Below are 23,163 nucleotides of genomic sequence, written 5' to 3' on the forward strand. Positions count from 1 at the left end.
CTCCTTCTTGTTATCGCTGGCATCACGAACCGGTCGATCGACTGCTTTCCCGCGTACGCCGCCGCGCCCGCGCGACGGTGACGGCGCCGGGCTTACATCGGCTTGACCACCATCAGGAAGTAGACGGTCAGCATCGCGAAGAACGCCGGATAACCGAGCAGCTCCCAGCGCTTCGCATAGCGCCAGTAGCGCTCGGGCAACGCGGCGTCGCCGTTCGCGTACGCGAGCTTCGCCATCGATGCAAGTTCGAGCTGCAGCCACACGACCGGCAGCCAGCACGCGCCGGCGAGCGCATACAGCACGATCGACGCGAGCAGCCACGGCGTATGCCACGGCCAGCCGGCCGTGTGCGCGAGCCACAGCCCGGACGCCGGCTGGAAGATCACGGCCGGTGTCGTGAACCACCAGTCCGCGCGCACCACGAGCCGCGATACTGCCGCGATCGCGGGCACCGACCGCGTGCGGTTCGCGAAGAACAGATAGAACGCGGTGCCGAAACCCGTGCCGACCAGTAGCACCGAAGACAGGATATGAAGCGCCTTGATGACGAGATAGGTATTCATGCGTGTTCTTCTGAATAGAGGATCAACAGGATGGCGAGAATCGGCACGTTCTTGAGCACGGGGCCGAACGGTTCGGCCAGCAGACCCGGCATCGTGACCGCGATGACCGCCGAGTACGCGACGATCAGCGCGGCTTGCGCGGCCCACAGGCGCCGCGACGGCGCGACGACGGTCGCGATGCCGAACGCGAAATCCAGCGCGCTGGCCGCGTAAAGCGCGATCAACGCGGGCAGGCCCGTCAGGTGCGCAGGCGCCAGCAGCGCGAGGCTCGCGTGCAGCGGATGGATGAAGGCGCTCGCGATCGCCGTCCAGATCCACACGATCGCGAGCGCGCCCAACAGCAACGGGCGCCGCCACATCGCGAGCGCGTCGCGGCGCAATGCGCCAGCGTCCGCGTCGATGAAGCTGCCGAAGCCGCGCGGCGGCCGGCCCAGCACGGCGGTGGCGGCCGCCGGATCGCCGGTGTTACCGCCGCGCAGCATCGTCCACGTATCGCGCGTCAGCATCGCCCCCGGCAGCGTGCCCAACAGGGCGGCCGCCGCGCCGACCAGCGGACCCGGCAGTGTCACGCTGGCCGCCGGCGGAAATCCGAGCGCGGCGCGGTAGCCGGCCAGCATCTCGCGGTATTCGACCTCGTCGCTGCCGACCACGTCGATCACGCGGCTGCCCGCCGCCCGCGAATCGCCCGTGTGCTCGACGAGCCGCGCCACGACTTCGGCGAGATCGTCGACGTGCACCGGGCGCAGCCGCTGACGGCCGCCCGCCGGCAGCACATGCACGGGCAGGCTCGCGAGCATCCGGAAAAACCGCGCGGACGCGCCGGCCGCCCCGTAGACGAGCGCGGGGCGCACGATGCAGAAGTCGATCGGCAGCGTCTGCAGGAAGCGGTCGGCCGCGTGCTTGCTCGCGAAGTACCGCGTGTCGCCGCGCTCGACCCCGAGCGCCGAGATCTGGATCACATGCCCCACGCCGGCAAGGCTGCACGCGGTAAAGAGCGCGCACGGCGCGGCGCGATGCACGGCGTCGAGCGTCGCGCCGCGTCGATCGGCCAGCATGCCGACCGCGTTGATCACCACGTCGACGCCCTTCAGCCGCGCGCGCCACGCTCGAGGATCGACGTCCCGCGCGAAGTCGATCGCGACGTCGTTCGGGCCGGCCGCGCGGCGCACGCCGCGCAGCACGCGATGCCCGCCGCCTTCGAGCCGCGCGCACAGCGCCTGCCCGATGAAACCGTTCGCGCCGCACACGAGCACGGTCATGCCGCGTGCGCCGGTGCGATCGGGCAAACAGGTCGATGGCAAGGCTGCGTTCATGTTCATCCTCTATTTACAGTTATTTCTGTACATACAGAAATAAAAACCCCGAAAAAAGCGGGCTGCGTGCCCGCTCTGCCGTGACCGCTTACTTCGACGGCTTGCGCCTGACCGTCTGGCTGATCTTCGCGCCGATGCCGAGCGCCTTCATCAGCGTATCGGGCTTGAGCCGCAGCATTTCGTCGGACCAGGTCGTGAGCGTCTCGACGAACTGTAGCGTGTCGCGAATGCGCTGTTCGGTCTCGCGGCTCTCGTTCGCGATGTCCGGATTCGTCAGGCAATCGCGCAGCACCGTGAGTGTCGGCTCGATCTCGCGTTGCCGCCGCCCTTCGACGATCAGCTTGAACAACTCCCAGATGTCGGTCGACGTCTCGAAGTGGTCGCGGCGATCGCCCAGCACGTGCACGACCTTCGCGAGCCGCCACGCCTGCAGCTCCTTCAGGCTCGTGCTGACGTTGGAGCGTGCGACGTTGAGCGTCTCGGCGATCTCGTCGGCCGCAACCGGCCGTCCGGCCAGGTAGAGCAGCGCGTGAATCTGCGAGACAGTACGGTTGACGCCCCACCGCGAGCCCATTTCGCCCCAGTGAAGAATGAATCGTTCGGCAATCGGTGTGAGTTCCATGGTGGGGAATTTAGATATTTCAGTTATTTCTGTCAAGAGAGAAATAACCGGGCGATCCGACGCCTTCCGGCTGCGCCCGCCCGCGATCGGCCGCTTCCTTTACAATGCGCGGGATTTTTCCGATTTCAGGCCGTCCCCGCCTTTCTGATAGACAGAGGTTTCCATGATCATCAAACCGCGCGTGCGTGGCTTCATCTGCGTGACGACTCATCCCGTCGGCTGCGAAGCCAACGTCAAGGAACAGATCGACTACGTGACTTCGCACGGCCCGATCGCCAATGGCCCGAAAAAGGTGCTCGTGATCGGCGCGTCGACCGGCTACGGCCTCGCCGCCCGGATCTCGGCCGCATTCGGCTCGGGCGCGGACACGCTCGGCGTGTTCTTCGAGCGCGCCGGCAGCGAAACGAAGCCGGGCACGGCAGGCTGGTACAACAGCGCCGCGTTCGAGAAATTCGCCGCGGAAAAGGGGCTGTATGCGCGCAGCATCAACGGCGACGCCTTCTCCGACAAGGTCAAGCAGGTCACGATCGACACCATCAAGCAGGATCTCGGCAAGGTCGACCTGGTCGTCTACAGCCTCGCGGCGCCGCGCCGCACGCACCCGAAGACGGGCGAAACCATCAGCTCGACGCTCAAGCCGGTCGGCAAGGCCGTCACGTTCCGCGGCCTCGACACCGACAAGGAAGTGATCCGCGACGTGTCGCTCGAACCGGCGACGCAGGAAGAGATCGACGGCACCGTCGCGGTGATGGGCGGCGAGGACTGGCAGATGTGGATCGACGCGCTGGCCGACGCCGGCGTGCTGGCCGACGGCGCGAAGACCACCGCGTTCACGTACCTCGGCGAGCAGATCACGCACGACATCTACTGGAACGGCTCGATCGGCGAAGCGAAGAAGGATCTCGACAAGAAGGTGCTGTCGATCCGCGACAAGCTGGCCGCGCACGGCGGCGATGCCCGCGTGGCGGTGCTGAAGGCCGTCGTCACGCAGGCCAGCTCGGCAATCCCGATGATGCCGCTGTACCTGTCGCTGCTGTTCAAGGTGATGAAGGAAACCGGCACGCACGAAGGCTGCATCGAGCAGGTGTACGGGCTCCTGAAGGACAGCCTGTACGGCGCGACGCCGCACGTCGACGAGGAAGGCCGCCTGCGCGCGGACTACAAGGAACTCGATCCGCAAGTACAGAACAAGGTCGTCGCGATGTGGGACAAGGTGACGAACGAGAACCTGTACGAGATGACCGACTTCGCCGGCTACAAGACCGAGTTCCTGCGCCTGTTCGGCTTCGAGATCGCCGGTGTCGACTACGACGCGGACGTGAATCCGGACGTGAAGATCCCGGGCATCATCGACACGACGGTCTGACGGCACGCCCCGCCGCCGCGCGTGCGGCGGGCCCGCATTGCCGGCGGCGTCAACGCGGCGCCGGCTCTTCCAGATAGACGCCCGACGACAGCGCGGCCTTCACCTGCCGCGTGAATTCGTCGGTCGACACTTCCTCCGCCCCCGCTTCAATGGCGTCGTACGCCTGGCGCACGACGTCGGCCGGCGTGGCCTTCGGCACGTCGAGGCCGGCCGTCAGGTCGGTATCGATGAAGCCGGCATGCAGCCCGACCACCTGCGTACGCTGCTCGCGCAGCGAATGGCGCAGCCCGTTGGTCAGCGCCCATGCGGCCGATTTCGATACGCCGTAGCCCGACAGGATCGGCCGGTTCACCCAGCTCGCGACCGACAGGATGTTCAGGATCGCGCCGCCGCCGTGAGCCGCGAGGGTTCCCGCAAACGCCCGCGACATCGCCAGCATCCCGAACACGTTCGTCTCCAAGTGAGCGCGCAATGCGTCGACCGCACCGTCGTCGGTCAGGCTACCGAGCCGCGCGATGCCGGCATTGTTGATCAGCAGCGTGACGTCGCGTGCGGCATCGGCCGCCGCCGCGACCGCCGCCGGATCCGTCACGTCGAGCTTCACGGGCACGACGCCCGGCAGCGTCACGCTGGCCGGATCACGCGCCGCTGCATAGACCTTGCGCGCCCCTCGGGCGAGCGCCTGCTTCGCAAACTCGAGCCCCAGCCCGCGGTTCGCGCCCGTGACGAAAACGACTGCACCTTCGATCTTCATGATCTTTCCTTTCGCGTGATGAATCGCCTGCGCGCCGGCTCGCCGCGCGCATGAGATTCGGAGAAAAACGAGGCTGCCGTCGCGAGCCGAGCCGTTGCGCCACCGGTGGCGAACGACGAGCCGTCCATCCGCTGCCGGCATGACTCCGCGACGTCGCAAACGTCGACCGATTGCCATTCCTGCCCCCGCCTTGGCTTTGCGTTGCCAGCCAAGTCGGCTACACTCGATGTCAATGGCGACCACCATCGTCTTTGCGATGCATTGTGTTCGCGCCGGGCGAGCATGTCAATTGCGATCACCATTGTGTTTTTCAATCGAGGCGATCGGCAACAATCAGGGAGAGATCGATGGGCGTATCCAGACAGCAGGCGGCCGAGAACCGAAGCGCGATCGTCGCGGCCGCCGAGCGGCTGTTCCGCGTGCGCGGCGTCGATGCGGTGGGATTGACGGAGCTGATGAAGGAGGCCGGCTTCACGCAGGGCGGCTTCTACAACCACTTCAAGTCGAAAGACGCGCTGGTCGCCGAAGTCATGGAAAAGGCGATGCGCGACCGCGCGGATTCGCCGAACGCCGGCAGCCTCGACGCGCAGGTGGCGGCGTATCTGTCGTCCGCGCATCGCGACAACGTCGAGGCCGGGTGTCCGCTGTCCGGCTTCGCGGGCGATGCGCCGCGGCTGACCGATACGGCGCGCGGATGCTACGCGCACGGACTCGCCGCGTATCTCGATCGACTGGAACGGATGGTGGCGACCGACGGCGCCACGCCGGAGCAGACGCGTCGCGACGCGCTTGCCGTTTTCAGCCAGATGGTCGGTGCGCTCGTGCTGTCCCGCGCGATCGCCGACAGCGATCCCGCGCTGGCCGACGAGATTCTCGACGCGGGGCGGGACGCGCTGACCGGCCGACACGGCGATCCAGTCGCGTCGGCGTAACGGCGCGCGTTTCGGCGCGGCGCCGCCGTCCTGGTCGCGCTATTCGATTGCCCGCGCGGCATCCCAAAGCGGCTGCGTGCCGCGCGCCGCATTCCACGCGGCGAACTGCGTGCGCCACGATTCGAACGGTTGCGCGAGCGGATGGCGCGGATCGTCGCTGAGCGAATACGCCATCCCTTCGATCAGCCAGCGCGGCTTGGTCAAGACGGCCAGGTTGCCGAGCACTTCGGCCTGGCGATGATGGATCAACTCGTGCGCGAGAAAGTAGGTCTGCCAGCCGCGCGGCGCGATCACGATGCCGAAATCGCCGAGCGTCAGCGCCGCGCGCGTGCCGAGGCCGAATGCATCGGCGCACGTGCGCGTCGCGCAGAACACGATGCGCGGTGCGGCGCGGAACGCGCCGACGGCCGCCGCCGCGCGCGCGGCGCCGTCGCGATAGAGCTGCTGCGCAGCGCCGAGCGCCGCGGCATCGTCCGTGCAGATGTCGGCGCTCGGGCACGACACGCCGGGAACCAGCGCGGGCGCGACGACGCGCAGCGGCTTGACGAGCGCATACGCGGCAATCGGCAGCGTGACGAGCAGGCCCGCGAGAGCGAAAGCGATATGGGTGCGTTTCATCGAGGCGTCGGTTTGACGGATGCCATCACGCGAGCTGCTTGTGGAAATACGTCGTCGCGCAGAGTGCGCCGTCGGGCATCAGCGCGTAGTTCGGCACGACGCCCACGCGTTGCCAGCCGGCCCGCTCGTACAGCCGCTCGGCGTCGCCGCCCGTCACCGTGTCGAGCACGAGCACGGTCTTGCCGGCGTCGCGCGCGGCCGCGTCGGCCGCCTCCATCAGCCGCGCGGCGATGCCCTGCCGGCGCGCGTGCCGCGCCACGAGCATCTTCGCGACGTCCGCGCGATGCGGCTGGTTCTCGGGCTGCGCGGTCACGAGCTGCACGGTGCCGACGATCCGGCCCGACGTATCCTCGGCGACGAGCAGAATGCGCTCGTCGTTCGCGACGCCCTCGGCCACGCGCGTCCAGAATGCGACGGCGGTCGGCCGCTCGATCGGCAGCATGAAGCTGACGGATGCGCCGCCTTCGACGCAATCGATCAGCACGTCGGCCAGCGCATCGACACAGGCCATCGCTTCGCTCGCGCCGACGCGGCGGACGGTAACAGGTTCGGTCATGCCCTCTCCGGTAATCAGATGGGCCGCATGCGCGGGTTCGGCATGGGCCGGAATCGGAACGCACGCCGGCCGGGTATCGAGGCTCGCGCGACGGCGGCAGGCGTCCGGTAACGCGGCGCCCGATCGGCGCGTGTTACCGCCCCATCATCGTACGCGATAGAAATTTTCGCTGCACCGGTCTCGACATCGGCTATACTTAGCCAAATGGATAACCTTAAACCCGGCATCAGCGACGTGTTCCATGCCCTCGCCGATCCGACGCGCTGCGCGATCGTCAGCGCGCTCGGCCAGGGCGAGCGGACCGTCTCCGCGCTGGCCGCGCCGTTCGACATGGCGCTGCCGTCGTTCATGAAGCATGTCGCCGTGCTCGAGCGCAGCGGCCTCGTGGCAACCCGGAAAACCGGCCGCTCGCGCACCTGCGCGCTGGTCGGCAGCCGGCTGACCGAGGCCGAGGCATGGCTCGCCGCGCAGCGCGCGCAGTGGGAAGCGCGATCCGATCGTCTCGTCGAATTCGTCGAACACCGTCACCAGGAGGAGCAAGATGTCAGCAAGCCACGTCGAACCCGCTGAAGCCAACGATCTCGTCATCACGCGTACGTTGCGCGCGCCGCGCCACGCGCTGTGGCGCGCATGGACCGACCCCGAACTGCTGAAGGAATGGTGGTGCCCGAAGCCGTGGACCACCGAGGTACGCGCGTTCGACCTGCGGCCGGGCGGCGCTTTCCATACGTTCATGCGCGGCCCCGACGGCGGCACGAGCGACAACCCCGGCTGCTTCCTCGAAATCGTGCCGGAATCGCGCATCGCGTTCACGTCGATGCTCGCGGGCGGCTGGCGGCCGCAGGCGCCGTGGCTGGGCTTCACGGCGATCGTCACGATGGCCGACGACGACGCGGGCAGCCGCTACGAGGCGCGCGTGATGCATCCCGACGCCGCGACGCGCGAGCGCCACGAAGCGCTCGGTTTTTTCGAGGGCTGGAACACCTGCATCACGCAGCTCGACGCCTTCGCCGCGACGTTGCGCTGAGCGCGGCTTCGCATGCGGTCATTGCATGCCGCTGCGCCCGCGCCTAGGATTCCTGAAGGAAGCGCGACGACACGCCGGGCGCCGGCGTGCACCGTCGCGCGCGCTTGGCGGGAGGCGACATGTTGCACACGCACACGCATTCGACCCGGGTCAGCCGACACCTGAACGCCCCGCGCGGACGCGTCTATCGCGCGCTGCTCGACCCGCACGCGGTCGAACAGTGGAAGGTGCCCGACGGCATGACCTGCAGCGTGCATGCTTACGATGCGCGCGAAGGCGGCGCGCTGCGCGTGTCGCTGAGCTACGACGCGCCGTCGGCCGGCACCGGCAAGACCGCCGCGCGCACCGACACCTATCACGGCCGCTTCGTCACGCTCGTGCCCGACCGGCAGATCGTCGAGATCGATGTATTCGAAACCGACGACCCGATGCTGCGCGGCGCGATGACGATCACGATCACGCTGTCCGACGAAGCGGGCGGCACGCGCGTGGACGCCGTCCATGACGGCGTCCCGCCCGGCGTGCCGGCCGCCGACAACGAGACCGGCTGGCAGATGGCGCTGGCGCGGCTCGCGGCGCTGGTGGAAACCGGATGACGCCGCGCAAGCGCATCAGCCGAGCCGGTACACCCGCGTAGCCGTGCCGCGGAACAGCGCGTCGCGCTCGTCCGCGCCGGCCTGCGCGGTCAATCGCTTGAACGCGTTCCAGCCGTTCACGAACGCATACGACCCCTTGTCGACCGGGAAATTGCTCTCGAACATGCAGCGGCCAGGGCCGAATGCGTCGATGCAGGTCATCATCCACGGCTTCCACGCGTCGGCGAGCTGCGCCGACGACGGCGGCTTCTCGCCTTTCTCGAAATCGAACCCGTTGATGCGCATCCCGAGGCCGCCGACCTTCACGTACACGTTCGGCAATTGCGCGAGCGTGCGCATCGACGCCGACCAGCGCGCGAACACCTCCGCCCGCTTGTCCGCATAGCTGGCAATCCGCACGACGCCACCGCAGTGGTTGACGACGATCCGCGTGTCGGGGTTCGCTTTCGCGAGGTCGAACAATTCGGGCAACTGCGGAAAGAACAGCCACGCGTCGTACGACAGCCCGAGCGGCGCAAGTTGCGCGACGCCGGCCCGGTACGCGGGATCGGACAGCAGCCCGCGCGGCACCGCCGACAGCGGATTGGCGAGCGTCGGATCGGCATCCCACGTCGTCAGGTGCCGAATGCCGCGAAACCGCCCGCGCCCGGCTTCGACATGCGCTTCCAGCACGTCGCGCACACGCGCGCCGAGCCGTAGATCCGCATGGCCGACGATGCCTTTCGCGACGGCCACGGGGCCGTGCTGCAGCGGCTCGGTCACGCCGGCGACATAGGCCGTCTCGCCCACTGGCTTCAGCTCCGCCGGGCCTGAATCGCGATAGCGCGTCTGCGCCTGCATGTAGACGGACGCCTGGATGTTGTGGCCCGAGCGTGCATCCTGCAGATAGTCGTCGAGCATGTAGATCCAGCCCGGCCGTTCGTAGAAGTGATGATGCGCGTCGACGATCGGCAGGTCGGGCTCGAGCGCCGGTTCGAGCGCCGACGCGAGCCAGTCGGGACGGACCGCGAGGTAGTTGCTTTGCGTCATGCGGGGAGCTCCATCGTGGGCCGGCGTGTCGGCGAACGCGGGCAGCGCGAGCGATGCGGCGGTCACACCGATCAACCGGCGCCGTTTGATCGAAAAGGTCATGTCATTCGCTCCGGTCGAACGCATACAGCGACAGCGTGAGCAGTGTCGTGATCGCCAGGACGATCGCGAGGCCGAGCATCCCGGCCGTGAAAGTGCCGAAGCTGTCCTTCAGGTAGCCGACGAGATAGGGGCCCGCGAAGCCGCCGAGCGCGCCGATCGAATTGATCAGCGCCAGCCCGCCGGCCGCGGCCTGGCCGGACAGGAAGTGCGACGGCAGCGTGTAGAAGATCGTGCGGCCGGCAATCGTGCCGATCAGCGCGAGCGTGATGCCGACGAGCGCCGGCCCGAGGGTCACGAAATGCGTCGACACGCCGAGCGCCACCGCGCCGATGCACAAGCCGATCGCCAGGTTCGCGATCGGGCGGCCGCGACGGTCCACCCGCTTCGCCCACCCCAGCAGCGCGACCGTTGCGAAGAAGTACGGCACCGCGGACAGCCAGCCGGTCTGCATCGTCGACATCCCGTGCGCCTTCAGCATTTGCGGCAACCAGATGCCGATCCCGTACGAGCCCATCGTGAAGCCGAACGAAATCAGCGCGAGCACGTACACGCGCACGTCGCGCAACGCGACGCCGAAGCGCTTCTTGCGGCCGGCCGCCGCGCCGTCGCGCTCGAACGCACGCTGCAGCGCGGCACGCTCGTCGTCCGACAGCCACACGGCATTCGCCGGCGAATCGGACAGCAGCTTCAGCACGAGGAAACCGAGCGCACACGCAGGCAGCCCTTCGACGATGAACATCCACTTCCAGCCGGCGAGCCCGAGCGTGCCGTCGAGCTGCAGCAGCCACGTCGACAGCGGGCCGCCGATCAGCGACGACAGCGGCGTCGACACGGTGAACCACGCCAGCACACGCGTGCGGTAGCTCGCGGGAAACCACACGGCAAGGAAAAAGATCACACCGGGAAAGAATCCGGCTTCGCCGATGCCGAGCAGCAGCCGGATCGCGTAGAAACTCGTCGGTCCCGTCGCGAGCGCGGTCGCGGCCGCCATCAACCCCCACGTGATCATGATGCGGGCAAGCCAGCGGCGCGCACCGAAGCGGTACAGCGCGAGATTGCTCGGCACTTCGAACACGCAATAGCCGGCAAACATGATCCCCGCGCCCCAGCCGAACTGCGTCGCGGTCAGCCCGAGATCGCGGTTCATCGTGAGCGCCGCGAATCCGACGCTCGTGCGGTCCAGATAGTTGAAGAAATACGCGAGCGCGAGCAGCGGGATGAAGCGCCACGCGGCCTTGCGCACGGCCCGTTGCTCGATCGACGCGTCGGTCTCGCGATCGGCGGCCAGCGCCGGGGAAGCGGATGTCATGGTTGTCTCCGTGGATGCGGCGATCCTCCCCCGCGCGACGCGCGGCCGGGACGCCTTTGTTCGTTCGATGAATCGCGGCCGCGCTACGCGCTCGCCATTTCGTTCGCCGAAGGCGCGCCGCCCGGCCCGTCGTCGCCGTGCGCGGCAGCGTCCGCGCCGTACGGCCCCGCTACGACGCCGGCATCGATCAGCGCACGCGCATCGTCCGGCGTGTAGCCGAGTTCGCCGAGCAGCGCGCACGTGTCCTGGCCGAGCGCGGGCGGCGCCGAGCGCAGCCGCAGGCGCTCGCCTCCGAGCGTCAGCGGCAGCAGCGCGGTGCGCGTGTCGACCGGCCGCCCGGCGCTGCTCGCGTCGGCCGGCAGCGTCACGGCTTCGAGGCCGCCCGTGGCGAGCAGATGCGGATCGTCGAACAGATCCTGCGGCTTCGTGATCGGCGCATACGGCAGGCCGGTCGATTCGAAGATCGCGCCGATCTCCGCGGCCGAGTACGGCGCAAGCCGCGAACGCAGCTCGGGCAGCAGCCATTCGCGCGCCTGTACGCGCAGGTTGTTGGTCGCGAGGCGCGGATCGTCCTTCAGCGTGGCCAGGCCGAACGCATCGCAGAACAGCGCCCACTGCGTGTCCGACACGACCGCGAGGAAAATCTGTTCGTCGTCCTTGACGGAGAACACGTCGTAGACGGCCCACGCGGAAATCCGGCTCGGCATCGGCGACGCGGCCTGCCCGGTCACCGCGAACTGCATCATGTGCTGCGCGACGAGGAACACGTTGTTCTCGAACAGCGAACTCTGCACCTGCTGGCCGCGGCCGGTGCGCTCGCGCTGCGCGAGCGCGGCCATCGCGCCGATCGCGCCGAACATGCCGCCCATGATGTCGTTCACGCTCGCGCCCGCGCGCAGCGGTCGCCCCTCCGGGCCCGTCATGTAGGCCAGGCCGCCCATCATCTGCACGACCTCGTCGAGCGCGGTGCGGTGCTCGTACGGCCCCGGCAGGAAACCCTTGTGCGATACGTACACGAGGCGCGGATTCAGCGACTCCAGCGCCGGGTAGCCGAGACCGAGCCGGTCCATCGTGCCGCTCTTGAAGTTCTCGCTGAAGACGTCCGCCGTCGCGACGAGCCGCAGCACGATCTCCAGCCCGCGCGAATCCTTCACGTCGACCGCGAGGCTCTTCTTGTTGCGGTTGAACATCCCGAAGAACCCCGCGCCGGAACCCCGCAGCGCCCGCGTGCCGTCGCCCGCGATCGGCTCGATCTTGATCACTTCCGCGCCGAGATCCGCGAGCAGCATCCCGCACGTCGGGCCCATCACCATGTGCGTCATCTCGATCACGCGCACGCCCGCATACGGCAGCGTGGAAGCCGATTGCCGATCGTTCATCGTGCGACTCCCGGCAGACATCCTTCCGGTTGCACGGCCGACGGAGCACGGCCATCCGCATAGCGAAAGCCCTTCGGCAACCCTGCGTCGGGCACGTGGCCGTACAGCGCGTCGGACGGCAGCGCCGCATGCAGGATCGCGCGCGCGGCGAGCAGCGCGTCGACGTAGATGCCCGTGTCGTATCCCATCGCTTCGAGCAGGAACACGAGATCCTCGGTGACGATGTTGCCGGTCGCGCCCGGCGCATACGGGCAGCCGCCCAGGCCACCTTGGCTGGCGTCGATCGTCGTCACGCCCGCATCGAGCGCCGCGACGACGTTCGCGAGCCCTTGGCCGCGCGTGTTGTGGAAATGCGCGCCGCCGGCCTTGTCGCCGACTTCGCGCCGCAGCCGCGTGAACAGCCGGCGCACCTGTACGGGATTCGCATAACCGCTGGTATCGGACAGGCCGATCTCGTCGACACCGCATTCGGCCATCGCGACAGCCATCGCGATCGTTTCGTCGTCGGAGACCGCGCCCGCAATCGTGCAACCGAACGCAACCGACACGCCCGCCTCGATCTGCACCGACGGGAACCGCGCGTCGCGCAGCGCGACGATCGCGCGCACCTCGTCGATCATCTGCGCGGGCGTCTTGCGAATGTTCGCCAGCGAATGCGCTTCCGTCACCGAGACCGGCAGCGTCAACTTGTGCACGCCCGCGCCGAATGCGTCCTCGGCACCGCGCAGGTTCGGCGCGAGCGCGGCGACATGCAGCCCGGGAATCGCGAGTGCGTGCGCCACGACTTCACGTACGTCGGCCATCTGCGGCAACAGTCTGGCCGGCACGAACGACCCGACCTCGATCTCGCGCAGGCCGGCCGCGGCCAGCGCGGTGATCCAGCGCAGCTTGCCGGCCGTCGGCATCACGGTCTTGATGCTCTGCAGCCCGTCGCGCGGCCCGACCTCGCTGACCAGCACCGCCGGATTGTTGGAAATCTCCATTCGACACCTCATCGTTCTATCTGAAAGAACATAGTTCTGTTTGACGGAACTTTAAGCGTGTGCCGAGTGGACGATAAGCGGGGTATACCCGGGAAATTGCGTTTTTCTGGAACTTGAGTTCTGTCAGATAGAACGATATAGTCGACCGACCGTTATCCGAGGGAACCAGGGAGTGCCGAGGAATCCAGCAAATCAGGCCGGCGACGCATCCGATCCGGCGACCGAAGAAGCATCCAGCGGCGTCGCCGTGCTCGACCGCGCGTTCGCGATCCTCCGTGCGTTCGGCCAGACCGACGACCGGCTGTCGCTCGCCGAATTGTCGCGCCGCACCGGGCTGTACAAGAGCACGATCCTGCGCCTGCTCGCCGCGCTCGAACATGGCGGTTTCATGCGCAAGCTCGACGACGGCCAGTACGCGATCGGGCACGAGCCGTTGCGACTTGCGGCGCTGTACCAGCGCTCGTTCCGCGTCGGCCCGGTGGTCGAGCCGCTCCTCGAGACGCTGAGCCGCGAACTCGGGGAAACGGCATCGTTCTATGTGCGCCAGGGCGACGTGCGCTCCGTGCTCTATCGCGTCGAGCCCGCGCGGGCGGTGCGCGTATCGATCCGCGTCGGCGAAGAGTTTCCGGTCGGCCAAGGCGCATCGGGGAAGGTGCTGCTGGCTTTCACCGACACGCAGGACGCCCGCTGGAACGACGTGCGCGAACGGCTGTGGGCCGCGTCGTACGGCGAGCGCGACCCGGAGACGGCCTCGGCGTCCGTGCCCGTGTTCGGCGCGGCCGGCGAATGCGTCGGCGCGCTGACGGTATCGGGCCCGAAATCGCGGCTCGCCGCCGCGCCGGCGATGACGGCGGCGCTCGCGATGCTGCTGCCGCTCGCGCAGAAGGCGACCGTCGCACTCGGCGGCGCGGGCGCGCGCTACGACGCGCCCGCCGTGCGCGACAGTCTCGCGCGGCTCGCATCGTCGGCGGACGACGTCGCCCGGTCGTAGGGAGCCGGTTGCATCCGGCACGCGATACGGCAGCGCGAAAGGCAGCCGCATGCGACACTGGCCGCCGATGCACGCAGCGCGCCGTTCGCAGGCGACGCACCGCGCGTGCAACCGTCAACCGGACCCGCACGAGGAGACACCGCGATGAACGCCGCGCGCACCGCCACCTGGTATTTCGATTTCGTTTCGCCGTTCGCCTACCTGCAACAGGAACGGTTCGACCGGTTGCCGCCCGCCGTCGCGTTCGAGCCGCGGCCGATCGTGCTCGGCGCGCTGCTCGCGCACTGGGGCCAGAAAGCGCCGGCGGAGATCGCGGCCAAACGTGTGTTCACCTATCGGCATGCGCAATATCGCGCGGACAAGCTCGGCATCGCGTTCCGGATGCCGCCCGCGCACCCGTTCAATCCGATCAGGCCGCTGCGCCTCGCGATCGCGATGGGCAGTTCGCCGGACGCGATCCGGCGGATCTTCCGGCATATCTGGCGCGACGGCCAGGACGTCTCGACGCCGGCAGGCTTCGCCGCACTGTGCGAAGCCGTCGGCTTTCCGGAAGGCGTGACGGCCGTCGAGGCCCAGCCGGTCAAGGACGCGTTGCGCGCGAACACGGATCGCGCGATCGCCGACGGCGTGTTCGGCGTGCCGACCTTCGCACTCGACGGCGACCTGTTCTGGGGCGAGGACGCGACCGACATGTTCGTCGACTGCGCGACGTCGCGCGCGTGGCTCGACTCGCCCGAAGTGCGCCGCATCAGCGCGCTGCCCGAAGGGATCCGGCGCGGCTGACGGCGAGCCGCCACCCGACGCCATCCGACACCGCCCGCTTCAGCCGTCGCGCCCTTCGACGAGCGCCGGCACGGCCTCGCGCATCATCGCGGCGAACCGCACGAGCCGCGACGGATAGAACTGCGCATGCGGATAAGTCAGGTAGACGGGCAGCGGCGCGGCCTGCCATTCGGGCGCGAGGTGCACGAGATCGCCGCGCGCGAGATCGTCGGCCAGCATCCATGACGATCCGACGCACGCGCCGACGCCCAGCAGCGCCGCGCTGCGCAGCGCATACAGGTTCGCGGTCGTGATGCGCGGGCGGATCGCGATGCGCCGCGTGTCGCCGGTCGCTGCATGCGTGAGCACGAGCTCGGTACGGTAGTACGTGCGCAACGCGAGCCACGGCAGCGCGGCGAGCGCATCCGGATCGGCCGGCACGTCGGCGCCGTTCAGTATGGACGGCGCGGCGACCACGAAGCGCGGCACCTTCGTCAGCCGGATCGCGACCACGCCCGGATCGGTCGGCTCGCCGACCTGGATCGCGCAATCGATGCCGCTGCCGACGAAATCGCGCACCTCGTCCTGCAGCAGCCACTCGACCGACACGCGCGGATAGTCGCGCAGGAACTGCGCGAGCGGGGCGACGAAACGCTGCTGCCCGAACGCGTGCGGCACCGCGACGCGCAGCAGCCCGTCCGGCTCCTCCTGCGCGCCGCGCAGATCGGCCTCGAACGCCGCCCAGCTCGCCAGCAGTTCCTTCGCCCGCTTGAAGCAACGCTCGCCGTCGACGGTCAGCCGCATCGTATGGGTCGTGCGTTGCAGCAGCCGCATGCCGAGCGAATTTTCCAGCGCCTGCAACCGCCGGCTGACGGTCGGCTGCGTCGTATGCAGTTGCACGGCGGCCGCCGACAGGCTGCCGGCCTCGACTATGCGCACGAAGGTTTCCATCAGCTCGAAACGATAGCCGGCGCCGTCCACCGGTACCGTCTGAATGCGCCGAGACCCGCCAGCAGCGGGAGAGGAAGAGGATTTTTCGGTCATGCGTGTAGCGTATAACAAATCTGCGCCGGCCGGCACTACCGTCGCCGGCCGCGTACCGCCACACTCGCGTCCATCCCATTCTTCAACCGAGGATGTACGCGATGTCCACCCCGACCCGTCTCGACACCGCGCCCCGCGTGGCGCATGCCCCGGCCCATCCGGCCGCCCATTCGATGCCCGATCGCCGGCTCGTGCTGCTGCTCGCGGCCGCCGCCGGCCTCGGCGTCGCCCCGCTCTACTACGCGCAGCCGATGCTCGGCGCGCTCGCGCCCGATCTCGGCGCATCGGCGCGAGCGATCGGCTTCGTGCCGACGCTCACGCAGCTCGGCTATGCGCTCGGCATCCTGCTGCTCGCGCCCCTCGGCGACCGCTTCGACCGGCGCCGCGTGATCGTGACCAAGGCTGCCGCGCTGGTCGTCGCGCTGCTGCTGGCCGCCGTCGCGCCGTCGCTCGGGCTGCTGCTCGCGGCGAGCTTCGCGATCGGCCTCGCCGCGACGATGGCGCAGGACGTCGTACCGGCCGCCGCGACGCTCGCGCACGACGCGCATCGCGGCCGCATCGTCGGCACGGTGATGACGGGACTGCTGCTCGGCATCCTGCTGTCGCGCGTCGTGGCCGGATTCGTCGCCGAGACGGCCGGCTGGCGCGCGATGTTCGCGCTCGCGGCCGTCAGCGTCGCCGCGATCGGCGTCGTAGCCGCACGCGGATTGCCGCGCTTCGAGCCGACCACGCGGCTGCCGTATCGCGCGCTGATCGGTTCGCTCGGCGCGCTGTGGCGCGACCATTCGGCACTGCGCCGCGCCGCGCTCGCGCAGGGGCTGCTGGCCATCGGTTTCAGCGCGTTCTGGTCGACGCTCGCGGTGATGCTGCACGGCGCGCCGTTCCACCTCGGCAGCGCGGCCGCCGGCGCCTTCGGCCTCGCGGGCGCCGCGGGCGCGCTGGCCGCCCCGATCGCCGGGCGCCTCGCCGACCACCACGGCCCCGAGCGCGTGACGCGGATCGGTATCGGTATCGCGACGGTGTCGTTCGCGTCGATGGCCGCCGCGCCGCTGATGTCACCGCATGCACAGCTCGTCCTGCTCGCGGTCGCGACGATCGGCTTCGATCTCGGCGTGCAGGCCACGCTGATCGCGCACCAGGCGATCGTCTACCGGATCGATCCCGCGTCGCGCAGCCGCCTCAACGCGGTGCTGTTCGTCGGCATGTTCATCGGGATGGCAGCCGGCGCCGCGATCGGCAGTTCGTTGCTCGCGCAACTGGGCTGGAACGCGGTAACTGCGCTGGCCGTCGCGACGTCGCTGGCCGCGCTCGCCGTGCGGGTGTGGCGCAACTGAAATCGGCATCGCGCCATGCCGGCGGGCAAGCCCACGCGGTTTGCCCGCTTTTTTTATTTTCGATCGGCGCGCACGTGACGCTGCGCCGTGCGGCAGATTCGCGCCGTTCCGGCACGGCAATCGCTCATCCGGCGCAAGGACGACGGCGGCCTGCCGAATTGTCCAGTTCACCCAAATATTTTTCCGACGCACGTGCACGCCCGCCCGCAAACGTCGGATGAATCGTCCCTGCCGCACCGCACGGCGCGCTCCCATCCGGCCCCACCACACGGCCCCGGTTTATCAGGGGATTCCCGGTATTTTTTCGCATTTTCTTCGAAATAACGGGTGACATACTTGCCCCCCGTTGCGCTCCGTGCGAGCGCGCTTTCCGATCCAGCCGGCCGCCCGTCATGCGCTGCGCGTCCGCCCGGGTCGCACAGGACATGAATGATTTCGACACCACGATCCAGATTTTCCTCACCCACGTGACGTTCGGCCCGTTGATGAATCACGCGATCCGCGTGGTCGCGGGTCTCTACACATTCAAGGGCTTCGTGCTCGTTCCCGTGCTGTGCTGGCTGTGGTTCCAGCCCGGCCCGAACCGCGAACGGCAACGCGAGCTGGTGGTCGCCACCGTTGCGAGCGGGCTCGTCGCGCTGGCCGTCGGCCGCGTACTTGCGCAGGTGCTGCCGTTCCGCGTGCGGCCGATCTACAACCCCGACCTGCACCTGCACTTTCCGTCGGCCGGGCTGCGCGCGGCGACGCTGCAGACATGGAGTTCGTTTCCGAGCGATCACGCGATGCTCTGGATGGCGATCGCGACCGGCATCTTCATCATCGCGCGCCGCATCGGCATCGTCGCGCTGCTGTATTCGGTCGTGTTCATCTGCCTGCCGCGCGCGTATCTCGGCTTTCACTATCCGACCGACCTGATCGCGGGCGCGGCGATCGGCATCGCGATCGCATGGCTGCTGACGCGCGACGCGATCCGGTTGCGGTTCGCGCCGCCGGTGCTGGAGCTGATCCGGCGCTTTCCCGCGCCGGCCTATACGCTCGCGTTCCTGCTGTGCTTCGAGTTGATCACGCAGTTCGACGAGTTGCTGACGCTCGCGCAGTCGGCCACGCGCACGATGTGACGAGCCCCCGCGATGCTGCCGCTGCTGCTGTTCCGTCGCCCCGGCGCGCGCTGCCGGCCATGCGCGGCCGCGGCACGCCGTGCGACGGCCGCGCCCGTCAGTCGCGATCGGGCGCGCCAAGCGGAAAGAACGAACGATACGGTCGCGCCTCGTCGACCGCGCGCGCGAACGACGGCCGCGCGAGCAGACGCTTGCGGTACGCGATCACGTTCGCGAACGCCGGGTCGATCCGGTGCGTCCAGTCCGCGTAGAACAGGAACGGCGCCGCGCCGCAGTCGGCGAGGCTGAAACGGTCGCCGGCCGCCCATTCGCGATCGGCCATCGTCTTGTCGAGCCACGCATACGACGTGTCGAGCATCGCGCGCGCATCGGCCACCCCACGCGCATCGCGTTCGGCTTCCGGCCGCAGCGCATCGAACACGACCTTCTGCTGCGGCGTCGCCACGTAGTGGTCGAAGAAACGGTCCATCGTCCGCACCTCGAGCGCCGCGCGCGGATCGTCGGGCAGCAGGCGCACGGGGCCCGGATGGTTCAGGCCGAGATACTCGATGATGATCGACGCCTCGATCACCGTGCGGCCCGCGTCGACGAGCACCGGGAAACGCTTCAGCGGCCACAGCGCGGCCAGCTCCTGCATCGGCTTCGGATCGTCGTGCGCGAGCACGCGATAGTCGAACGGCGTGCCGTTCTCGTACAGCGCGGTCAGTACTTTCTGGCAGTAAGACGAAAAGGGATGGGCGTAAAGCGTCGGCATCATTGATGGTCTCTCAGGGTTTCGGCGCCGCGTCATGCGGCGCCACGTGATCGGATACCTTGACGACGAACGGCGCCCGGCCGTTTCGACATCGATCCGGAATTTTTTTCGAGGGCTGCCCGGGCCGCTACGATCGGCCATCCGCCACGACACGCCCTTCGGCACGCCAGCGCAGCATCCCGCCGCCGAGATTCGCGACCGCGTCGAAGCCGGCCTTCTTCAGGATTACCGTCGCCTGCGCGGAGCGCCCGCCGGCCCGGCACACGGTCACGACCGGCCGCTCGCGCGCGATCTCGCCGGTGCGCGCGGCCAGTTCGCCGAGCGGGATCGGCATCGCGCCGGGCAGATGGCCGAGCGGGCCCGCGAATTCGTCCGGTTCCCGCACGTCGACGACCTGCACGGCCGGCAGATGATCCTCGAGCCATTGCGGATCGATTTCCCAGAAACCGGCGAACGTATAGACGAGCGGCGCCCAGTTGGCTGCCGCCCGCGCATCGGGCGCGTTCGCGGCGACGCCGCACTGGAGGTTCGCCGGCACCGCGACGTCGATCTGGCGCGGGTGCGCGAGCCCGAGGTTGCGCATGTAGCCGGCGAAATCGTCTTCGCTGAGATCGCCGCCGAGGCGCGGGTTGAAGCGCCGCTCCTCGCCGACGCTCGTCACCGTGAGCCCGCGATAGTCGTGCGCCGGATACAGCAGGCACGCGGCCGGCAGCGTGAAGAGCCGACCGTGCACCGCGCGATATAGCGCGCGCGGGTCGCCCTGCTGGAAGTCGGTGCGGCCGGTGCCGCGGATCAACAGGCAATCGCCGGTGAACGCCATCGATTCGTCGTCGAGCACGAGGCTGATACACCCGCTCGTGTGACCGGGCGTCGCGCGCACGGTCAGGTAGCGCGAGCCGAACGCGCAGCGGTCGCCGTCGTTCAGGTAGCGGTCGGCGCCCTGCGCGCCGCTCGCGGCCGAGATCGCGATCGCGCTGCCCGTGTGCTGCTTCAGGAGCCACGCGCCCGTCACGTGATCGGCATGCACGTGCGTGTCGACGGTCGCGACGAGCCGCAGCCCGAGCTCGTCGAGCAGTGCCGCGTCGCGGCGCACCTGCTCGAACACGGGATCGATCAGCAGCGCCTCGCGCGATGCGCCGTCGGCGAGCAGATACGTGTACGTCGACGATTGCGGGTCGAAAAGTTGCCGGAAGATCATGGCGCTGGTGCTCCGTTGCTGGTGCTTCAGTGGGGTGTAGCCTGATCGGAATGCTACTTCGCGTCGCCGGGCGCCGGCGCCGGCGTCGGCGTCGGCATGACGACATCGAGACCGCGCGGGCGGCATCGCGCCCGCCGCGTTTCGCACATCCATACAGCGTAAATCAAAATGCCTGCGCCGCCGGCATCGCCCTGCCCCGCAACCGATTCCGTCGACGAATCGCGCACGGCGGGACGATGCGCGGCACCCGGGCGGCCGCGCACGCTGCCTTACACTACGGCCTCTCCTCGTCTCCGATCACAGGAATGCCCTCGACATGTCGATGACGATCGATCCGAAGCAGGCCGCCGCACTGCTGGCCGTCGCCGATACCGGCAGCTTCGAGCAGGCGGCCGTGCGCCTGCACGTGACCGCGTCCGCCGTCACGCAGCGGGTCCGCGCGCTGGAGGCGAGCCTCGGCACGCCACTCGTGCTGCGCACGCGGCCGTGCCGCCCGACGGTAGCCGGGCAGCGCGTGCTGCAGCACCTGCGCCGCGTCGCGCTGCTGCAGGCCGACCTGCAGAGCACGCTCGCGGCCGAGCGCGAATCGCCGATCTCGGTGACGATCGCGCTGAATGCCGACAGTCTCGGCACGTGGTTCCTGCCCGCGCTGACGTCCGTGCTCGCGGGCGAGCGGATCCTGTTCGAGCTGATCGTCGAGGATCAGGATCACACGTTCGCGCTGCTCGAAAGCGGGATGGCGGTCGGCTGCGTGACGACCGAGCCGAAGCCGATGCGCGGCTGCATCGCGACGCCGCTCGGCACGATGCGCTACCGGCTGCTCGCCGCGGCCGCGTTCGCCGGTCGCTGGTTCCCGCGCGGCCTGAACCGCACGAGCGCGCGCCACGCGCCCGTCGTCGCGTATTCGCGGCGCGACACGCTGCAATCGTCGTTCCTGAAGGAGAAGTTCGGCTTGCCCGAAGGCGCGTACCCGTGCCACTACGTGCCGGGCACCCATTCGCACTTCGCCGCGGTGCGGCACGGGCTCGGCTACGCGATGGTGCCGGAGCCGCTGATCGGCACCGCGCCGCTCGACGCGCAGGGGCTCGTCGATCTCGCGCCCGCGCATCCGACCGACGTCACGCTGTACTGGCACGCGTGGACCGTGCAGTCGCCGACGATGGCGTCGCTGTCCGCGCGGGTCGTCGAAGCGGCGCGCCGGCTGCTCGCGCCGTTGCCGTGACGCGCTGGCGCGCGGGCGATCGACGTTGCCGGCGCGGGATGCACGGCGACAGGAAAGTCGGCCGCGCCGCCTATACTTTTTCCATCGGCCTCGCGAACGCGCCGCGCGGCCGACCATCCAGGTCCGGCCGTTCCCTTTCGTGTGAGGAGAACATCATGTCCCGCCGCTATATCGATTGCCGCGAGTTTCCCAGCGCGACGCATTGCTCGGTCGCAATCTCCGCCGACTCCGACAACGAACTGCTGGAGGCCGCCGTGCAACATGCGGTCTCGGTCCACCAGCACACCGACAGCGCCGAACTGCGCACGCAGCTGAAATCGCTATTTCACGACGGCACACCGCCTGCCGACATGCCGCGGCAAGCGTAATCCGCCGCAACGATCGATCGACCACGCGCCGCGTCACCCCTTCGTGCGTGACGTCATGTCGTACGACGCCGCGCCGGCCCGTCGCCGGCCGGCGCGTTCCGCTTCACGCGCGACGCTGCGCGAAATACGCGCCGACCGCGCCGACGAACGTGTCGATGTCCGCGCGCGACACGTCGCAATGCGTGACGAAGCGCGACGCATACAGCATCTGCGTAAGGATCCCGCGCGCCTTGAGCCACGCCTCGAGCGGCGCGCAATCGGCTTCGGGGAATTGCGCGAACACCATGTTCGTCGCATGCGACAGCACCTTCACTTCGTCGATGCGCGCGAGGCCGGCCGCGAGATGCGCGGCATTCGCGTGATCGTCCGCGAGCCGCTCGACGTTGTGATCGAGCGCATACAGGCACGCCGCCGCGAGAATGCCCGATTGCCGCATCCCGCCGCCCAGCACCTTGCGCCAGCGCTGCGCGCGCTCGATCAGCGCACGGCTGCCGACCAGCACCGAGCCGACCGGCGCACCGAGCCCTTTCGAGAAGCAGATCGACACGGTGTCGAACGGCGCGCACAGCTCGGCGATCGAGCGACCCGATGCGACGGCCGCATTGCATACGCGTGCGCCGTCGAGGTGCGTGGACAGCCCGCGGCTGCGCGCGAACGCGACGGCTTCCTGCACATAGCCTTCCGGCAAGACCTGGCCGCCGATCGTGTTTTCGAGCGCGAGCAGCCGCGTGCGGGCAAAGTGATTGTCGAGCGGCTTGATCGCCGCGGCGATCTTCGCGAGCGGCAGCGTGCCGTCCGGCGCGTTCTCGATCGGCTGCGGCTGGATGCTGCCGAGCACGGCCGCGCCGCCGCCCTCGTACTTGTAGGTGTGCGCGAGCTGGCCGACGATGTACTCGTCGCCGCGCTCGCAATGCGACATCAGGGCGGCCAGGTTGCTCTGCGTGCCGCTCGGGAAGAACAGGCCGGCCTCCTTGCCGGCGCGCTCGGCCATCACCGCCTGCAGGCGCAGCACGGTCGGGTCGTCGCCCCAGACGTCGTCGCCGGTTTCGGCGGCGGTCATTGCAGCCAGCATCGCCTGGCTCGGACGTGTCACGGTATCGCTGCGTAAATCGATCATCGCTGTGCCCTGAGTAAACGAGCCGGCATCCTGCGTCCGGCCCTGCCGAAAACGAGACTCAGAGTGTACGCAATTCACGCAGCGCGTGCCGATCGAGGCACGCGAT

At 68.8% G+C, this 23,163-nt stretch carries 25 protein-coding genes; 11 read left to right on the forward strand and 14 right to left on the reverse strand.

Going from position 1 to position 23,163, the window contains the following annotated elements; translation table 11 throughout:
- Positions 1-92: 92 nt before the first annotated feature.
- The 3 genes from WT97_RS14935 to WT97_RS14945 form a co-directional block, all read right to left on the reverse strand.
- Complete coding sequence (locus WT97_RS14935; protein WP_059792861.1) at positions 93-563, reverse strand: DUF2269 domain-containing protein; 471 nt, start codon at positions 561-563, stop codon at positions 93-95.
- Positions 560-1,876, reverse strand: a complete 1,317-nt coding sequence (locus WT97_RS14940; RefSeq protein WP_060353770.1) for an SDR family oxidoreductase — start codon at positions 1,874-1,876, stop codon at positions 560-562. Before WT97_RS14940 ends, WT97_RS14935 begins: the two co-directional genes overlap by 4 nt.
- Positions 1,877-1,964: 88 nt before the next feature.
- Complete coding sequence (locus WT97_RS14945; protein ID WP_050012168.1) at positions 1,965-2,498, reverse strand: GbsR/MarR family transcriptional regulator; 534 nt, start codon at positions 2,496-2,498, stop codon at positions 1,965-1,967.
- Positions 2,499-2,661: 163 nt separating this feature from the next.
- Between WT97_RS14945 and fabV the strand changes: the two genes are divergently transcribed.
- Positions 2,662-3,864, forward strand: coding sequence for an enoyl-ACP reductase FabV (fabV, locus tag WT97_RS14950; protein ID WP_059499449.1), 1,203 nt, complete (start codon positions 2,662-2,664; stop codon positions 3,862-3,864).
- Between the two features lie 49 nt (positions 3,865-3,913).
- On the opposite strand, the gene WT97_RS14955 is transcribed toward fabV, so the two are convergent.
- A complete protein-coding gene (locus WT97_RS14955) occupies positions 3,914-4,618 on the reverse strand; it encodes an SDR family oxidoreductase (protein WP_059793033.1) in 705 nt (234 codons plus the stop codon).
- A 347-nt stretch (positions 4,619-4,965) separates the two neighbouring features.
- Here WT97_RS14955 and WT97_RS14960 point away from each other — a divergent pair, with 347 nt between their 5' ends.
- A complete protein-coding gene (locus WT97_RS14960; RefSeq protein WP_060353702.1) occupies positions 4,966-5,550 on the forward strand; it encodes a TetR/AcrR family transcriptional regulator in 585 nt (194 codons plus the stop codon).
- Positions 5,551-5,589: 39 nt separating this feature from the next.
- On the opposite strand, the gene WT97_RS14965 is transcribed toward WT97_RS14960, so the two are convergent.
- Both WT97_RS14965 and WT97_RS14970 read right to left on the reverse strand, forming a co-directional pair.
- Positions 5,590-6,168, reverse strand: coding sequence for a hypothetical protein (locus tag WT97_RS14965; RefSeq protein ID WP_060353703.1), 579 nt, complete (start codon positions 6,166-6,168; stop codon positions 5,590-5,592).
- A 25-nt stretch (positions 6,169-6,193) separates the two neighbouring features.
- Positions 6,194-6,724 carry a GNAT family N-acetyltransferase gene (locus WT97_RS14970; protein ID WP_059499453.1) on the reverse strand — a complete coding sequence of 177 codons (531 nt, stop codon included), beginning with the start codon at positions 6,722-6,724 and terminating at the stop codon, positions 6,194-6,196.
- A gap of 204 nt (positions 6,725-6,928) precedes the next feature.
- Here WT97_RS14970 and WT97_RS14975 point away from each other — a divergent pair, with 204 nt between their 5' ends.
- From WT97_RS14975 to WT97_RS14985, 3 genes are all read left to right on the forward strand, one after another.
- Positions 6,929-7,294: a helix-turn-helix transcriptional regulator gene (locus WT97_RS14975; protein ID WP_060353704.1), complete on the forward strand. Its 366-nt coding sequence runs from the start codon at positions 6,929-6,931 to the stop codon at positions 7,292-7,294.
- Positions 7,266-7,751 carry an SRPBCC family protein gene (locus tag WT97_RS14980; RefSeq protein WP_059499455.1) on the forward strand — a complete coding sequence of 162 codons (486 nt, stop codon included), beginning with the start codon at positions 7,266-7,268 and terminating at the stop codon, positions 7,749-7,751. Before WT97_RS14975 ends, WT97_RS14980 begins: the two co-directional genes overlap by 29 nt.
- 119 nt (positions 7,752-7,870) lie before the next feature.
- On the forward strand, positions 7,871-8,347 hold the full coding sequence (locus WT97_RS14985) for an SRPBCC family protein (protein WP_060353705.1): 477 nt from the start codon (positions 7,871-7,873) through the stop codon (positions 8,345-8,347).
- Between the two features lie 15 nt (positions 8,348-8,362).
- Here WT97_RS14985 and WT97_RS14990 read toward each other — a convergent pair whose 3' ends face one another.
- The 4 genes from WT97_RS14990 to WT97_RS15005 all read right to left on the reverse strand — a co-directional run bounded on the left by WT97_RS14990 (position 8,363) and on the right by WT97_RS15005 (position 13,149).
- Positions 8,363-9,478, reverse strand: a complete 1,116-nt coding sequence (locus WT97_RS14990) for an amidohydrolase (protein ID WP_060353706.1) — start codon at positions 9,476-9,478, stop codon at positions 8,363-8,365.
- A 1-nt stretch (position 9,479) separates the two neighbouring features.
- Entirely contained in the window at positions 9,480-10,787 is a 1,308-nt protein-coding gene (locus WT97_RS14995; RefSeq protein ID WP_060353707.1) for an MFS transporter, read from the reverse strand.
- Positions 10,788-10,870: 83 nt separating this feature from the next.
- Entirely contained in the window at positions 10,871-12,166 is a 1,296-nt protein-coding gene (locus WT97_RS15000) for a CaiB/BaiF CoA-transferase family protein (protein WP_060353708.1), read from the reverse strand.
- Positions 12,163-13,149, reverse strand: a complete 987-nt coding sequence (locus WT97_RS15005) for a hydroxymethylglutaryl-CoA lyase (RefSeq protein WP_060353709.1) — start codon at positions 13,147-13,149, stop codon at positions 12,163-12,165. The genes WT97_RS15000 and WT97_RS15005 overlap by 4 nt, the downstream gene beginning before the upstream one ends.
- A gap of 172 nt (positions 13,150-13,321) precedes the next feature.
- On the opposite strand from WT97_RS15005, the gene WT97_RS15010 reads away from it, so the two are divergent.
- Together WT97_RS15010 and WT97_RS15015 are read left to right on the forward strand one after the other, a co-directional pair.
- On the forward strand, positions 13,322-14,140 hold the full coding sequence (locus WT97_RS15010) for an IclR family transcriptional regulator (RefSeq protein WP_060353710.1): 819 nt from the start codon (positions 13,322-13,324) through the stop codon (positions 14,138-14,140).
- Positions 14,141-14,284: 144 nt separating this feature from the next.
- Entirely contained in the window at positions 14,285-14,923 is a 639-nt protein-coding gene (locus WT97_RS15015) for a 2-hydroxychromene-2-carboxylate isomerase (RefSeq protein WP_060353711.1), read from the forward strand.
- Positions 14,924-14,962: 39 nt separating this feature from the next.
- Here the strand turns inward: WT97_RS15015 and WT97_RS15020 are convergent, their stop codons facing one another.
- A complete protein-coding gene (locus WT97_RS15020; RefSeq protein WP_082751390.1) occupies positions 14,963-15,946 on the reverse strand; it encodes a LysR family transcriptional regulator in 984 nt (327 codons plus the stop codon).
- A gap of 101 nt (positions 15,947-16,047) precedes the next feature.
- On the opposite strand from WT97_RS15020, the gene WT97_RS15025 reads away from it, so the two are divergent.
- The gene (locus WT97_RS15025; protein ID WP_060353771.1) at positions 16,048-17,280 is read left to right on the forward strand and encodes an MFS transporter; all 1,233 of its coding nucleotides are present in this window, start codon (positions 16,048-16,050) and stop codon (positions 17,278-17,280) included.
- A 425-nt stretch (positions 17,281-17,705) separates the two neighbouring features.
- Positions 17,706-18,398 carry a phosphatase PAP2 family protein gene (locus WT97_RS15030; RefSeq protein WP_060353772.1) on the forward strand — a complete coding sequence of 231 codons (693 nt, stop codon included), beginning with the start codon at positions 17,706-17,708 and terminating at the stop codon, positions 18,396-18,398.
- A gap of 97 nt (positions 18,399-18,495) precedes the next feature.
- Here the strand turns inward: WT97_RS15030 and WT97_RS15035 are convergent, their stop codons facing one another.
- Entirely contained in the window at positions 18,496-19,155 is a 660-nt protein-coding gene (locus WT97_RS15035) for a glutathione S-transferase family protein (protein WP_060353712.1), read from the reverse strand.
- A 124-nt stretch (positions 19,156-19,279) separates the two neighbouring features.
- Entirely contained in the window at positions 19,280-20,350 is a 1,071-nt protein-coding gene (locus tag WT97_RS15040; protein ID WP_060032987.1) for a rhodanese-like domain-containing protein, read from the reverse strand.
- 316 nt (positions 20,351-20,666) lie between these two features.
- On the opposite strand from WT97_RS15040, the gene WT97_RS15050 reads away from it, so the two are divergent.
- Positions 20,667-21,572, forward strand: a complete 906-nt coding sequence (locus WT97_RS15050) for an HTH-type transcriptional regulator ArgP (RefSeq protein ID WP_059499467.1) — start codon at positions 20,667-20,669, stop codon at positions 21,570-21,572.
- A 155-nt stretch (positions 21,573-21,727) separates the two neighbouring features.
- A complete protein-coding gene (locus tag WT97_RS15055) occupies positions 21,728-21,940 on the forward strand; it encodes a DUF1059 domain-containing protein (RefSeq protein ID WP_034205979.1) in 213 nt (70 codons plus the stop codon).
- A 103-nt stretch (positions 21,941-22,043) separates the two neighbouring features.
- On the opposite strand, the gene ltaE is transcribed toward WT97_RS15055, so the two are convergent.
- Positions 22,044-23,057: a low-specificity L-threonine aldolase gene (gene ltaE, locus WT97_RS15060; protein WP_059499468.1), complete on the reverse strand. Its 1,014-nt coding sequence runs from the start codon at positions 23,055-23,057 to the stop codon at positions 22,044-22,046.
- Between the last annotated feature and the right edge of the window lie 106 nt (positions 23,058-23,163).

It is taken from the genome of Burkholderia sp. MSMB1459WGS, assembly GCF_001534535.1.
In the GTDB taxonomy this organism is placed as follows: domain Bacteria; phylum Pseudomonadota; class Gammaproteobacteria; order Burkholderiales; family Burkholderiaceae; genus Burkholderia.